The following is a 12,688-nucleotide window of genomic DNA, read 5'->3' as shown; positions in this document are numbered from 1 at the left end:
TCAACTTAAAAGGTCTTTCCACCCAGGCCATAATAAATATTTGGCGTAGTGGTTTGGCCAGATTCTTTTACCCGCCCTATTTCTTTTATAGCTTGCTCTTTGAGCAAGCTATAGTCCATTTCATCCCATTTTGATCCACTTTTTTCCCCTGTTCTCAGAGTATGTGCATTAGAGAAATTTAAATTTTCTATAATATCCCCCTCCAGAATAAATTTTTTATCCTCAGAAAATTTAGATTGGGTTGAAATGTCACAGGAAATTTCCATTGGGCTATCAGAGTTCTCTCTCAGGCATTGTATGGCACATATGATCGATAGTGAGGGCACTTCATAAGCTAATGCTTCATAAGCATATAAAGGCCAACCTGCATAGGCGCCAAGATTTGCCATTTGATAATCAAAAAATCTGCAGATATTACGTGCTTGCCGGGCTTGAAAGCTATGTAAATCCAAAATAATATGTTCAAAGTCACAGGGTGTATCAGTTGTTCTGGATAATTTTACTTCACCATTACCCCTGCCCAAATATTCAATTTTAGTCGCTTCAGGTAGCGCAATAGCATAGATATAGGATGTTTCAGTATTTAATGGAAAAATTGGAGCACTTTCGAGTTTCGTTGTCATGCAGATACAAACGCTGGGGTCTCCATCTACAGATTGATTATCAATACCATAATCGTTGGTATACCCTCTACTTTTAATAGCTTCTGTCCACCATTTCTCTTCATACCCCCTTATTCGAGGAGAAAAACCTTCCTTAAAGATCTGTTGCGGGGGTCTTGTATCCGAGCGATAGTAAAGTCTTCCAGGCATACTAGTCCTTGTTATATGGATCATCAGTTATCTTTATAAAACATATAAGGAAATTAAGAAAAAACATTCATTATTGTACTGGATAAAACAGGGTCTATTTTAGAATGGCGACAATAAGAAAAGGAAGTTTTAAATTCAACTAATATAAACGTTTAGTCAAGTGATTTTAATTTATCTGGACCAGGAAACCGACTTATTGCATGAGTTTATAAGTTTTTATGATGATAAAATTGTTATCCTCATGATAAATATAATTGATTATGTTATAAAAATCCTTGATGCTGGCGGTATTCGCCTGGAATGCTTTTTCTTTCAGTTATGTTATGAAGGCTGTAGGTGATGGTCCAATCAAAACCTTCCCACTGCGGGGAATAAAAGATTATTCCCCTTACTTGCATGATGGTCGTCTATTAACTCTGGCCGATATAATAGAGTTTTTTAATGTGCGGTTGCAATTACAGCTGAGTAAAGAAGAAAAATCTGATTTAACTGAATTTATGAAAGCGGTTTAGTAGTGAGCACAGCTCTAGCCAATTCTCATCCCAGAGAAGTTTTCTGAATTTTCACGACACGCATTCAATTCTTTTGTTGTACACTCAAGCACATCGATATCCCTTCTAATCAGGTCAATATTGTCACGTAACTGTTTAGATTCAGGATCGGTTAACTCTAATACCTCAATACCCAGTTTCACTAATTCAATATTGTCACGCAATTTTTTAGATTCAGGATCGGTTAACTCTAATACCTCAATACCCAGTTTTACTAATTCAATATTCTTACCAAGCTGTGCTATTTCATCATCATCAAGTTCTGATAGATCGATTCCTAAAGGAGCTAATTGTTTCTTGTAGGTATCCAATAGGTTCGGGAAAAAAGGCATCGCGTTATCCTTATGCAGATTGATGAAGGTTTTTGATTCAGTAAATTTCTACGACACGATATCGAAATAAAGATTTAAATTCAAGTGATTATGTAAAACATAACAGCCAGAGCACGAGCAGACATGTTATCATCAATATCTCTGCAAGTTACCGGAACTAATTTAATAGCTTTGAAATTTTAGCGATGGTTATTAATAACCGCAGGTAGTGATGAGTGCAGAATAAAGCGTTTTTGCATCAATGGTCTATCTTATAAGACTAAATTTAAGTTATTATTTTAAAAATAGTTTGTTTAAAATTAAAGAGAAATGGAAATAAGTCGACATGAGATGTTACCAGATAAAAATAAAAAACAGGGGAGAGCTATGAAAAAATGGGGGCTCGCTATACTGGCGTTGATGCTAGTACAACACGTTGCTTTTGCTAACCAGAACTGGAATCAATGGGTTGCAGGAGTTCGGGAGGAAGCGCTACAACAGGGTATTCCTCCGCGTTTATTTGATGAGGCCTTCGCCGGAATTCATGAGCCAAGTCGACAAATTAAAGGGTTCATGCACTCGCAACCAGAGCATCGACTAACTTTTTTGAAGTATCGTACTACCCGGGCTGATAATTACCGGATTGTGATAGGGCGTAAAGAATATAAAAGGAACAGACAGCTGTTGGAGGAAATTGCTCAACAATACGGTGTTAACCCTTGTTTTATTGTGTCTTTCTGGGGTATGGAAACGAGTTACGGAAGTTTCATGGGAAGTTTCCCAGTGATTAAAGCACTCGCCACTTTAGCATATGATTCCAAACGAAAGGAATTTTTCCGTAAAGAACTGTTTATTGCCTTGCGCATTCTAAAAGAAGGTCATGTCAGTCTTCAGGACTTCAAAGGTGAATGGGCTGGAGCTTCAGGTCAGCCTCAATTTTTACCTTCAAGCTGGGTGAGATATGCTGTTGATTATGATGGCGATGGTCGTAAAGACATTTGGAAAAGTAAACCGGATGTTTTTGCATCTATAGCAAATTACATGAAACAAAACGGATGGCAAACTGGGGAGCCTTGGGCAATCCAGGTGAAGCTTCCTGCCAAATTTGATATGAAAATGGAAGGTAAAAATATTATTAAACCTGTAAGAGAATGGGATGCATTAGGTGTACGTACTGAAAGTGGCGAGCCATTACCCTATCAGAATCTGCAAGCCAGTGTTGTAAAACCTTTGGGAGGCCCTACATTTTTAGCCTTTCCAAACTATAAAATGATATTGCGCTATAATAATTCTATCTATTATGCAGGAGCTATTGGCTACATGGCTGATAAGATTTGCCAGACAAAGTAAATAATAGGGTTAAGGGAAGGCAACATGGTCAATCTAGGTTGGGTCTTAGCACATAGTCGTCAAGCTAAGGGGTTGTAGTTGTGTCTATCCTCTATCCGTTCGGGCTGAGGGAGCGCTTTAGCGCTGTCTCGAAGCCTGTTTGGTCATGGCGCAGAGTCTTTGAGACGGCGAAAACGCCTCCTCAGCCCGAACGGCGCATTTGTTTTTATTTTGATCCCTAAAGGACTTGTGATAAGTAAAAGTTCCTTAGCTTAATGATTATGGGTCTGGACTCAACCTACGATAATTTATTTTGAATTCAATCTCGGCATCCTTGCAATCCAAATTCTTCATAGGGAGAAAAAAGTGAGCGATTATCTTGATAAAACTGCCAGTCTAACTCCTGCTACAAGAAGAGTAATCTGTGATAAAGCCACTGAGTATCCCAATACGGGAGCCTATAACATCGTCATGACTCAAGGTACTTATTTATGCCGACGCTGCGGATTGGCTTTATTTCGCGGTTCCAGTCAATTTAGTTCAGGTTGTGGGTGGCCCAGTTTTGATGATGACATCGTGCATGCGGTAAAAAGAGTGCCCGATGCGGATGGACAGCGTACTGAAATACTTTGTGCACGTTGCAATGCTCATTTAGGGCATGTATTTACAGGTGAATCGTTTACTCATAAAAATTTGCGCCATTGTGTGAACTCAGCCTCTCTCGACTTTGTGGCCGATAATCAGGTTTTGGATACTGAAGAGGCTATTGTCGCTGGCGGTTGTTTTTGGGGTGTGGAGCATTTTTTACGACAGATTCCAGGGGTCATCAGTCTGGAATCAGGATACACTGGAGGCCACACTTTAGATCCAGGTTATAATCAGGTCTGTAGTGGCAATACTGGCCACTACGAAGCCGTTAGGGTGGTTTATGATCGAGCTAAAACGGACTATCACAGGGTTTTAAAACGGTTTTTTGAAATTCATGATCCAACTCAACGTACAGGACTGGGACCGGATTTAGGACAACAATATCAAAGTGCCGTGTTTTATTTTAATCAAGAGCAAAAACAAGAAGCCGAATCTTTAATTCAAAGGCTAAAAAACAAAGGATATCAGGTCGTTACTCATTTACTGGATGTTCAACCTTGGTGGCCTGCTGAAGAGTACCATCAGGAATATTATATGAAACATCGCAAGGCACCGTATTGTCATCAGCCAACCAATCGCTTCGGAGATTAAAGCCGCTCATCCGAAGTATCATTTCATCGAGATTGGTGTGTATGGAGAACACAGCAAGAGCTTTGGGTGTTTAAGTGGGCACTTAACAATATTCATTTCTCAAAGTCAGACTGAACTTACCACCAGAATCCATGTTCTCAATGATAAGATGAGGGTGATTAATACCGCGCCAGAAGCAAACCAACAGTAGCTTGCTAAACCTGCTGCGGGTAATTCTTCGCGAAAAACATTCAACAAAACAGAGCCTGCTAAAAAAGAAACCATTAAGGCAACAATCAGAACATTAACCGGGTCAAAAATAACTGAGCATAGCCAACCTGTTAATAAAGCGCTAATCAATAAAAAACGTCCCCTATGGTTGAATTGTACCTGGTAGAAGCGACAAAACTTCCTGTCCGTTAAGACAAAATGTAAAGCCATTGCCAGAGTAAACAGTATTGTGGCGGTCAGGCTGGAGATTGCCCTTAACGACATCGTATACGTGATTAAGAAGTTATAAAGACAAAACATAGTGAGATGTAAACCGTAAACTAAAAAATCATCATGTCCTTTTTCCCGATAACGCTCAGCCAATAAATCAAATCCGAAATAGATAAGAAAACCAAATAAAGCAAAAATATAAATTAACAATTCATTAAATGGAGTAAGCCATTGATTATTAATCAAAAAATCACCTATTGGCTTATTGTATTCCACCAGGTTAGGTAACATATCTAAAAATACATAGGCGACTGCAACACCTCCTGCAAAAGAGACAAAAGTACGACCATTTCCGGGTAACAGAGCAGCAAACCATGGACTTAGATAATGAAACATCATTAAAAAAATGGTCGCGGCAAAAGCTATCCATAGATGTGGTGCATTGATCCATAACACAGAAATAGACCCTCCGAAATGTGTTTGTTGTGTATGCATTTTAAAACGGCACTTCAGTACATCATTCTCAAAAGATGTTTTCAACTAAAACCAACTCTAATGGCTGACTATTCCGGTGGCTGGCGAAGTTTTTTTAAATGACCTCGCTGAGTTTTGCTATCCAGTCTTTTTTTCACCGATGATTTGGATGGTTTTGTTTTCCTTCGTTTGATAGGTACAACGCTTACTTTTTTAATGAGCTCAACGAGTCGGTACAAGGCATCATTTCTATTATTATCCTGGCTTCTATAGCGTTGGGCCTTAATGATGATAATTCCTTCAGAAGAAATTCGGTAATCGTTTAATTGTAATAACCTGGATTTATATTCAACAGGTAAGGTCGATTGTTCAATATTAAAGCGAAGATGAATGGCAGTAGATACTTTATTTACGTTTTGCCCGCCGGCTCCTTGTGCTCGAATTGGAATCAATTCAATCTCTGCAATTGGAATGTAAATATTATTTGTGATCTTTAACATACGGCCCCGTATTGATCCTGAGAGTGCCTCAGAAAATTTAAGTTAACTCATTGTTTCTACTTAACCAAATTGCACATCCTAAGTTCATGGGTTTACGCACAGTAGTTAGGCTATTATATTTTCTGAGAATCGCTAAGGGTACTGATCGCCCAAATTGGAATTAAATACAGCATTCAAATTGATGGTTAGGACTGTTTATTATCTTAACTTCCCTGCTTAATTTTAAAAATACCTTATATAGGCTACCATCAGATATATTTAACTTTAACATGATTAATTAGTTCCCTATAACTTTAAGGATAGACAATGACAGAAACTATTGGATACGCAGTTCACAAAGCCGGTGCGCCACTACAAAATCTCATTTTTAAACGCCGTCAGCTCGGAGCCGATGACATTGCAATAGATATTTTATTTTGTGGTATTTGCCATTCAGATTTACACCAAATTAATAATGATTGGGGAGTGGGACAGTACCCTATGGTGCCTGGGCATGAAATCATTGGAAAAATAACTGCCGTGGGTGCCACAGTTGATCGCTTTTTACCTGGTGATCTAGTTGGGGTGGGGTGTATGGTTGATTCCTGCGGTACATGTTCCAGCTGTAGTGTCAGCGAAGAACAGTTTTGTGAGTCGGGGATGACACAAACATATAACAGTGAGGATAAGAATTCAGGCGGAGTGACCTATGGTGGCTTTTCTAAACACATAGTAGTAACCCAGGATTTTGTATTAAAAATTGATAAACGGTTAGATGCATCTGCCGCTGCCCCGTTGCTTTGTGCTGGAATCACCACTTATTCACCGCTGAAACGAGCTAAGGTAGGTAAGGAAAGCAAAGTGGGTATCGTTGGCTTAGGGGGGCTTGGGCATATGGCAGTTAAACTGGCTCATGCTTTTGGAGCACATGTTACCGTATTTACCACCTCAGCAAATAAGATAAATGCAGCCAAACAATTAGGCGCAACTGATGTAGTGCTATCTACAGATGCACAGGCAATGGAAGCTCTAACCAATCAATATGACTTTATTCTTGATACAGTGTCTGCTAAACATGATTTAAATCCATATTTAAATCTTCTAAAACATGATGGAACGATAACCCAGGTTGGCTTACCTGCCGATCCAATGGAAATTTCGATGTTTCCAGTAATTTTTAAACGCTTGAATATTAATGGTTCTTTAATCGGTGGAATAAAAGAAACTCAAGAGATGTTGGATTTTTGTGCTAAACATAAAATCACAGCCGATATAGAGTTAATCAATATTGACGAGGTTAATACCGCATTGCTCCGGTTACAAAAGGGTGATATCAAATATCGATTTGTTATTGATATGACCTCATTATGTTAGATTATGCAGGGAGTGATAAGCCTTCATGACCAGCCCCGGAGCATCTATTATGATTTCCCGGGGCCTGAATGATAGAAAAAAATTTACCAGGCACCGTGTTATTCAGGTTGTATTTGTGATCTAAATTCTGAGCGGCAGCAATAGGGATGAAAGGTCAGGATGTAACACCAGGTTATTGGCTATGGTAATACATATATAACTAACGATACTAAGCCAGCCAGTGCAAGCAGGGGGTGCAAAACAATCAATAATTTAGGAATGGCTCCTTCTCTCATGTCAATAATAAAAAGAGTTAACCCGCCCAAGGCGGCAAGGATAAATAAGGTCAAGCTGGTAATCAGAAGTACAGATACGGGGTTCAAAAGCATATAAATTATTACCAGTAATAATGCAGCGACAGCGGTAATTCCATGTAAATATACAACTTTTTTATGACTCGGTGTCTCTTGCAACAGTGCGGTCAAAATAATTAAACCAAACAGTGCTGCGATAATGAATAAAATAATAGCCGCTATTAACATAGGTATTCCTTATTCGTTAAAATTGTTCTTCACGATGCTCTAATCAGACTACCTCTTTATTCCGGGATGAGTAAATAACCTTTGGAGTTAAATTAACAAAGAAATAAAGTAGTGGCTAGCAATCTTAAAACAGCTTGATCGGCGCGTATCGAGCCTATTGTTTAACTTATGTGGTTTGGAATGGCACCCCGTAATCCTGAATTTTGCTGCCTTCAACGATGCATTCGTGTAGTGCTGTGGGCTAATCCCGGATACATTGGATACTATATAGTACCTTTAATCTTAATCGCTTGCGTTGGTCTACTAATCTCCTATTTCAGGAGGATTATTTTTATATTTTATATCCCCTTGTTCGGCTTTGAGTTGATTTTCCTTTAACTGCAGTTCATTGAGTTGTTGTTGCCAGAATAAAGAGACTTGCTCTTTAATTTGGTTGATTTTACGCATCCATAAACCAAGATGATTTGCGAGCATGGGCAGTTTTGATGGTCCAAAGACGATTAAAGCCACGATAAATATCAGTAACAATTCGCCACTACTCATGATGGTTTGTGATCGTCATTTTTTGAGTCATTTACCCGATCATCATTCATAGCACGGCGGAAGTTTTTTATCGCCTCACCCAGATCAGAACCTAGAGCTTTTAATTTGGACGTTCCAAAAAAAGCAAAAATAATAGCCAGTATGAGTAATAAAGATAATGGACTGATGCCACTTAATCCCATGTTAACTCCTTTCTTTACGGTTAATAAGAGCAAAAAAACCTGCTAACCCAGCTCCAGTTAAGACTATGGGGGTGAGGTTTTCGTAGTTTATTAATTGGAAGTAATTAATGATGCCAATGGTTAGCAGAGAGACAGATATCCCTATAGTGATATTCCTCCACTGGATAATTTGAGATCTATTTTTGAGATCTGAAAGTACAATTTCTTTATTTAATATTAATTGTTCTTTTTTCAGCTCCAGGACATCAAAGACCAGTTTAGGCAAATGAGGCAGCTGCTCAGCCATAAAAGGTAAATTTAGTTTTAATTGATGTAAAAAAGCCTTTGGTCCAATTTGTTGTTTTACCCATTTTTCTAAAAAGGGTTTGGCTGTTGCCCACAAATCTAATTCAGGATAAAGCTGGCGTCCCAGACCTTCTATAGCTAACAAGGTTTTTTGTAATAAAATAAGCTGGGGCTGAACTATCATATGGAACCGTCGTGCTACTTGAAAAAGACGCAGTACCACCTGAGCAAATGAAATATCTTTTAAAGGTTTTTCAAATATGGGTTCACACACCGTCCGGATTGCACTTTCGAATTCTTCAATACGGGTATTCCGCGCCACCCAGCCACTTTCAACATGGAGCTGGGCAACACGTCGATAGTCGCGGTTAAAAAAGGCCAGCAGGTTTTCTGCCAGGTAGCGTTTGTCATTGTCATTCAATGTTCCGATGATTCCAAAATCAATGCAAATATATTTGGGTTCCTGGGGATGGTCATACGACACAAATATATTACCTGGATGCATGTCGGCATGAAAGAAACAGTCGCGAAACACTTGAGTGAAAAAGATTTCAACCCCGCGTTCTGCCAGTTTTTTTATATTAATACCATGCTCATGTAACTGTTCTATATCAGACACAGGTATCCCATGAATACGCTCCATGACCATTATATTTTTATGTGAATAGTCCCAGTATATCTCGGGAATATACAATAAAGGCGAGTGATTAAAGTTACGGCGCAATTGCGCTGCATTAGCTGCCTCTCGGAGTAGATCAAGTTCATCCAGTAAGGTATGTTCAAATTCGGAGACTATTTCAATAGGTTTTAGTCGCTTTCCTTCAGGCCAATACCGATCCGCCAATCGTGCAATGGTATACATAATACTTAAGTCTTGTTCAATAATCCGACGCATATTAGGTCTGAGTATTTTAACTACCACATCCTCCCCTGTTTTTAATGTTGCTGCATGAACCTGGGCCATGGAGGCTGAGGCCAGGGCAACGGGTTCAAATTGGGCAAAAACATCGTAAGGGGATTGTCCGTAGGCTCTCTCTATAAGTGCCATCGCTAAAATGCTGGGGATGGGGGGAACTTTATCTTGTAGCTTGCTTAATTCTATTGCAATGTCTTCTGGTAAAATATCGGGTCTGGTTGATAGTGCCTGGCCAAATTTAATAAATATAGGACCCAGCTCTTCTAAAGATTTGCGCAGCGCCTCTCCTCTTGTTAATGGTACCTTGCGAAACCAGTTCCATGGATTTAAATAAACTATAAATCGAATGGGAGCGAATACTCTTAATGTAACGACCACATTATCCAGTCCATTGCTCGCCAGGATGTAGTTGATATGGATGAGGCGTATTAGTTGTCTAATTGGTTTCATGAGCGCTCACTAGTTGATTGATATGAGCTTGTAATCGCTCAACGCTTAATGATAAATCATCCAGCTCATTAAAAAAATCATTTAGCTCATCTCGTGAGGGAAAAATACGCAATTCTTTTTCAAGATACGCCACTATATTGTGGTGTATCGATTCACGAAAGCACTTCTTGAGTTCGTTCCTGTTGCTGACTAACGATCCTATTTGCTGGACTACGCTCTCGCCAGAGATCTGGGCATTATTAAGCTCATTCCATAATTTTTTAACCTGCTGCCTTATGTCTTCATTTTTGAAAGGAATTGCATCTGGAGCTTCGGGTTTAGAGAAGGGGGAGGCGTCACATGGCGGATCATTGGTGTGCTCAATAATAACTCCTTTTGTACTGAAATCAGGTGATATTTTATTTTTCAATTTGTTAAATTCTTGCGTTACAGCTTCAAGATTTAGATCCTGGCGGTTCGATAATAGGCTACCAAATTCACTAAATAGAGGTTTAAAGTCCCTTAAAGATAGTGACGATGTTTCATAAGAGGCTGTTGTTTTTTTTCGAAACCAATTACGGGGATTAAGAGAGTTTAAAAAACGCAATGGGATGAGTATCTTAAGAAACAGGGCCGCGCTATTGAGCCCATATTTTGCCACGATAAAGTAAATACGCATGCAGAGTAACAGTTTTTTAATCCGTTTCATGATCACTCAGCAACTGATTCAGATGAACTTGCAAGCGCTCAACGTTTAATGATAGTTCATCTATATCATTATAAAAGTCATCCAACTCATTGCGTGATGGAAAAACACGCAACTCCTCCTGGAGGTATTCTGTGACATTTTGACGCATGTTCTGACTAAACTGTTTTTTAAACTCGATTCCTTTGCGTACCAGAGACCCTATTTGATGAGCCACTACATCGCCAGTGAAATGAGCCAAGTGTCCTTCCCAATCGATATCCATTTCATCAAATAGTTTTTTAACATTCTGTCCCAATTCAATATCACCTGACATGCGCACTTTATCATTAAATAATGAGCGCGCCTTAGATGCGGGTAATAAACTCAGCCTTATTAAACCTATAGGATTACTATGGATAATGGTATCGGGATGACTGTCGTAATGTCCAAGCAGCAGTATGTCACTTTCGTTAAACTGGATAAAAAAATTGACATTTAAAGGCGTAATAATCATTTCAAGCACTTTGCCGTTGAGTGCTTTTAGTTTGATGGACATCTGCTCATCCAGATTCATAGCCTGATTAATTGCTTTTTGTAGTGCTTTTAAAGAATATTTTTTTAGCATAATCAACTCAATATTTGTAGGCAATGTGCAAGGCAACTATGCCGCCACTTAAATTATGAAAGTGACAATCTTCAAATCCCGAACGCTCAATCATTTCCTGTAAGGCAATCTGATTCGGATGCATGCGTATGGACTCTGCGAGATATTGATAACTGGCCTCGTCCTGGGCAAATAATTTACCTACTTTAGGTAAAATATTAAAAGAATACCAGTCATATATTGGCTTTAAGCCTGGATATGATGGGGTCGAAAACTCAAGAATCATGAGTTTACCTCCGGGTTTACAGACTCGATACATTGAGCGCAATGCCTCTTCTTTATCGGTTACATTCCTTAAACCAAAACCCATAGTAACGCAATGAAAACTATTATCAGCAAAGGGCAAGCATTGAGCATTTCCCTGCACAAAACCGATGTTTTTGTAGAGACCCTCATCAAGCAAACGGTCTCGACCAACATTGAGCATGGCCGCGTTAATATCAGCAAGAATAACCTGGCCCGTATCCCCAACTTTTTTTGATAGTAATCGAGTTAAATCACCACTTCCCCCAGCCAAATCGAGGACAGATTGTCCGGAGCGAACTTGGCTAAGCGCAACAGTAAATCGTTTCCATAGATGATGAATACCCAGAGACATTAAGTCATTCATTAGATCATAGCTTTTGGCAACAGAATGAAAAACCTCTGCTACTTTTTTTTCTTTTTCATCCCAGGCAACAGATTCGAAGCCAAAATGAGTGGTTTTTTCCTGGTTGGTCATAAATAACGTACACGCTCGATTAAATTACTTATCTTAACTGATAATTCTCAGGATACCCAGTTAAAATAGCAATCGGTAGTGAAGGTATTTAAAAACATATAGATTGAGTTACTGCCATGAAAATAACTTAGCAAAGGTAAATAACTATGATCATGTTGTTCTCAGTGGCTTGAAATCCCCTCAGCTTCCCGAAAATAGCGTTCTTTTCAATCTTCTTTTCAGACTAAACTAAGTCTACAGTTTATTGAACAGTCGCCCGTTTGTATCCAATTGTTCTTCATCTATTGTTTGGCTCTTTTTATAAGCCCCTGTTGCGAACAATCCCATAGGCCATTAGCGAGCATGACTCCCAGGCTGTATTGAGCAGGTACATAGCCTTGTTTTGCTGCAAGGCGAAATTGCACCACTGCTGCTGATAGGTTTTTGGCAACTCCGTTACCATTGACATAACGTTCTCCCAACGCTACCTGAGCATGCTCATTTTCGTTTTTAGATTTTTGTACTCAAGTTTCTGTAGTATCGCCTGACATAACTATTCTCCTCAATTATCTAAACGATAATTCAATCGACACTGAGGGCGTTTATTTACTTTCGATAGGGGATTAACCTGTGTATCCAGCATCAATAAGATAAATAAACAAGACTTGATGAGTTAGGTAATGCCAGGGACTAGAAAAACCAGTTTCGCTGAACCAAAGCTCAATGAGTGAGGATGTCTCAAACACACCCGTCTTCACTAGTCTTTACCTC

Annotated in this window: 16 protein-coding genes; 4 read left to right on the top strand and 12 right to left on the bottom strand. The window is 39.1% G+C overall.

Annotation, left to right across the window (positions count from 1 at the left end):
• Positions 1 to 5 precede the first annotated feature (5 nt).
• Positions 6 to 812 carry a hypothetical protein gene (locus tag HRS36_RS17150; RefSeq protein ID WP_226905515.1) on the bottom strand — a complete coding sequence of 269 codons (807 nt, stop codon included), beginning with the start codon at positions 810 to 812 and terminating at the stop codon, positions 6 to 8.
• 278 nt (positions 813 to 1,090) lie between these two features.
• Here HRS36_RS17150 and HRS36_RS17145 point away from each other — a divergent pair, with 278 nt between their 5' ends.
• A complete protein-coding gene (locus HRS36_RS17145; RefSeq protein WP_226905514.1) occupies positions 1,091 to 1,324 on the top strand; it encodes a hypothetical protein in 234 nt (77 codons plus the stop codon).
• Between the two features lie 14 nt (positions 1,325 to 1,338).
• Here the strand turns inward: HRS36_RS17145 and HRS36_RS17140 are convergent, their stop codons facing one another.
• The gene (locus HRS36_RS17140) at positions 1,339 to 1,695 is read right to left on the bottom strand and encodes a hypothetical protein (RefSeq protein WP_173238296.1); all 357 of its coding nucleotides are present in this window, start codon (positions 1,693 to 1,695) and stop codon (positions 1,339 to 1,341) included.
• A gap of 366 nt (positions 1,696 to 2,061) precedes the next feature.
• Between HRS36_RS17140 and HRS36_RS17135 the strand changes: the two genes are divergently transcribed.
• On the top strand, positions 2,062 to 3,024 hold the full coding sequence (locus tag HRS36_RS17135; RefSeq protein WP_173238583.1) for a lytic murein transglycosylase: 963 nt from the start codon (positions 2,062 to 2,064) through the stop codon (positions 3,022 to 3,024).
• Between the two features lie 345 nt (positions 3,025 to 3,369).
• Entirely contained in the window at positions 3,370 to 4,242 is an 873-nt protein-coding gene (locus HRS36_RS17130) for a bifunctional methionine sulfoxide reductase B/A protein (RefSeq protein WP_173238295.1), read from the top strand.
• 105 nt (positions 4,243 to 4,347) lie between these two features.
• Here the strand turns inward: HRS36_RS17130 and HRS36_RS17125 are convergent, their stop codons facing one another.
• Positions 4,348 to 5,118, bottom strand: a complete 771-nt coding sequence (locus HRS36_RS17125; RefSeq protein ID WP_173238294.1) for a hypothetical protein — start codon at positions 5,116 to 5,118, stop codon at positions 4,348 to 4,350.
• A gap of 107 nt (positions 5,119 to 5,225) precedes the next feature.
• Positions 5,226 to 5,636 carry an alternative ribosome rescue aminoacyl-tRNA hydrolase ArfB gene (arfB, locus tag HRS36_RS17120; RefSeq protein WP_173238293.1) on the bottom strand — a complete coding sequence of 137 codons (411 nt, stop codon included), beginning with the start codon at positions 5,634 to 5,636 and terminating at the stop codon, positions 5,226 to 5,228.
• A 306-nt stretch (positions 5,637 to 5,942) separates the two neighbouring features.
• Between arfB and HRS36_RS17115 the strand changes: the two genes are divergently transcribed.
• Positions 5,943 to 6,989 (top strand): NAD(P)-dependent alcohol dehydrogenase, encoded by a 1,047-nt coding sequence (locus tag HRS36_RS17115; protein ID WP_173238292.1) that lies wholly within the window; start codon positions 5,943 to 5,945, stop codon positions 6,987 to 6,989.
• Between the two features lie 179 nt (positions 6,990 to 7,168).
• On the opposite strand, the gene HRS36_RS17110 is transcribed toward HRS36_RS17115, so the two are convergent.
• The 8 genes from HRS36_RS17110 to HRS36_RS18900 all read right to left on the bottom strand — a co-directional run bounded on the left by HRS36_RS17110 (position 7,169) and on the right by HRS36_RS18900 (position 12,342).
• Positions 7,169 to 7,510 (bottom strand): hypothetical protein, encoded by a 342-nt coding sequence (locus tag HRS36_RS17110; protein WP_173238291.1) that lies wholly within the window; start codon positions 7,508 to 7,510, stop codon positions 7,169 to 7,171.
• A gap of 303 nt (positions 7,511 to 7,813) precedes the next feature.
• The gene (locus HRS36_RS17105; protein ID WP_173238290.1) at positions 7,814 to 8,053 is read right to left on the bottom strand and encodes a Sec-independent protein translocase subunit TatA/TatB; all 240 of its coding nucleotides are present in this window, start codon (positions 8,051 to 8,053) and stop codon (positions 7,814 to 7,816) included.
• Positions 8,050 to 8,235 (bottom strand): twin-arginine translocase TatA/TatE family subunit, encoded by a 186-nt coding sequence (gene tatA, locus HRS36_RS17100; protein WP_173238289.1) that lies wholly within the window; start codon positions 8,233 to 8,235, stop codon positions 8,050 to 8,052. The genes HRS36_RS17105 and tatA overlap by 4 nt, the downstream gene beginning before the upstream one ends.
• A gap of 1 nt (position 8,236) precedes the next feature.
• Positions 8,237 to 9,886: a ubiquinone biosynthesis regulatory protein kinase UbiB gene (ubiB, locus tag HRS36_RS17095; protein ID WP_173238288.1), complete on the bottom strand. Its 1,650-nt coding sequence runs from the start codon at positions 9,884 to 9,886 to the stop codon at positions 8,237 to 8,239.
• Positions 9,873 to 10,574 (bottom strand): hypothetical protein, encoded by a 702-nt coding sequence (locus tag HRS36_RS17090; RefSeq protein WP_173238287.1) that lies wholly within the window; start codon positions 10,572 to 10,574, stop codon positions 9,873 to 9,875. The genes ubiB and HRS36_RS17090 overlap by 14 nt, the downstream gene beginning before the upstream one ends.
• Entirely contained in the window at positions 10,561 to 11,178 is a 618-nt protein-coding gene (locus HRS36_RS17085; RefSeq protein WP_173238286.1) for a ubiquinone biosynthesis accessory factor UbiJ, read from the bottom strand. Before HRS36_RS17085 ends, HRS36_RS17090 begins: the two co-directional genes overlap by 14 nt.
• A 7-nt stretch (positions 11,179 to 11,185) precedes the next feature.
• On the bottom strand, positions 11,186 to 11,938 hold the full coding sequence (gene ubiE / locus HRS36_RS17080) for a bifunctional demethylmenaquinone methyltransferase/2-methoxy-6-polyprenyl-1,4-benzoquinol methylase UbiE (protein ID WP_173238285.1): 753 nt from the start codon (positions 11,936 to 11,938) through the stop codon (positions 11,186 to 11,188).
• Positions 11,939 to 12,219: 281 nt separating this feature from the next.
• Positions 12,220 to 12,342 (bottom strand): hypothetical protein, encoded by a 123-nt coding sequence (locus HRS36_RS18900; RefSeq protein WP_267313913.1) that lies wholly within the window; start codon positions 12,340 to 12,342, stop codon positions 12,220 to 12,222.
• Positions 12,343 to 12,688: the final 346 nt, after the last annotated feature.

It is taken from the genome of Legionella antarctica, from assembly GCF_011764505.1.
In the GTDB taxonomy this organism is placed as follows: Bacteria; Pseudomonadota; Gammaproteobacteria; order Legionellales; family Legionellaceae; genus Legionella; species Legionella antarctica.
Note: the sequence above shows the minus strand (reverse complement) of the source record. Positions and strands in the feature narration are given on the sequence as shown.

Excerpts from the sequence above, each read along its gene's own strand:
- HRS36_RS17140 (WP_173238296.1), bottom strand. The coding sequence starts at position 1,695 with ATGCCTTTTTTCCCGAACCTATTGGATACCTACAAGAAACAATTAGCT.
- ubiB (WP_173238288.1), bottom strand. The coding sequence starts at position 9,886 with ATGAAACCAATTAGACAACTAATACGCCTCATCCATATCAACTACATC.
- ubiE (WP_173238285.1), bottom strand. The coding sequence starts at position 11,938 with ATGACCAACCAGGAAAAAACCACTCATTTTGGCTTCGAATCTGTTGCC.
- HRS36_RS17115 (WP_173238292.1), top strand. The coding sequence starts at position 5,943 with ATGACAGAAACTATTGGATACGCAGTTCACAAAGCCGGTGCGCCACTA.
- HRS36_RS17085 (WP_173238286.1), bottom strand. The coding sequence starts at position 11,178 with ATGCTAAAAAAATATTCTTTAAAAGCACTACAAAAAGCAATTAATCAG.
- HRS36_RS17110 (WP_173238291.1), bottom strand. The coding sequence starts at position 7,510 with ATGTTAATAGCGGCTATTATTTTATTCATTATCGCAGCACTGTTTGGT.
- HRS36_RS17135 (WP_173238583.1), top strand. The coding sequence starts at position 2,062 with ATGAAAAAATGGGGGCTCGCTATACTGGCGTTGATGCTAGTACAACAC.
- HRS36_RS17145 (WP_226905514.1), top strand. The coding sequence starts at position 1,091 with ATGCTGGCGGTATTCGCCTGGAATGCTTTTTCTTTCAGTTATGTTATG.
- HRS36_RS17090 (WP_173238287.1), bottom strand. The coding sequence starts at position 10,574 with ATGAAACGGATTAAAAAACTGTTACTCTGCATGCGTATTTACTTTATC.
- HRS36_RS17105 (WP_173238290.1), bottom strand. The coding sequence starts at position 8,053 with ATGAGTAGTGGCGAATTGTTACTGATATTTATCGTGGCTTTAATCGTC.
- tatA (WP_173238289.1), bottom strand. The coding sequence starts at position 8,235 with ATGGGATTAAGTGGCATCAGTCCATTATCTTTATTACTCATACTGGCT.
- HRS36_RS17150 (WP_226905515.1), bottom strand. The coding sequence starts at position 812 with ATGCCTGGAAGACTTTACTATCGCTCGGATACAAGACCCCCGCAACAG.
- arfB (WP_173238293.1), bottom strand. The coding sequence starts at position 5,636 with ATGTTAAAGATCACAAATAATATTTACATTCCAATTGCAGAGATTGAA.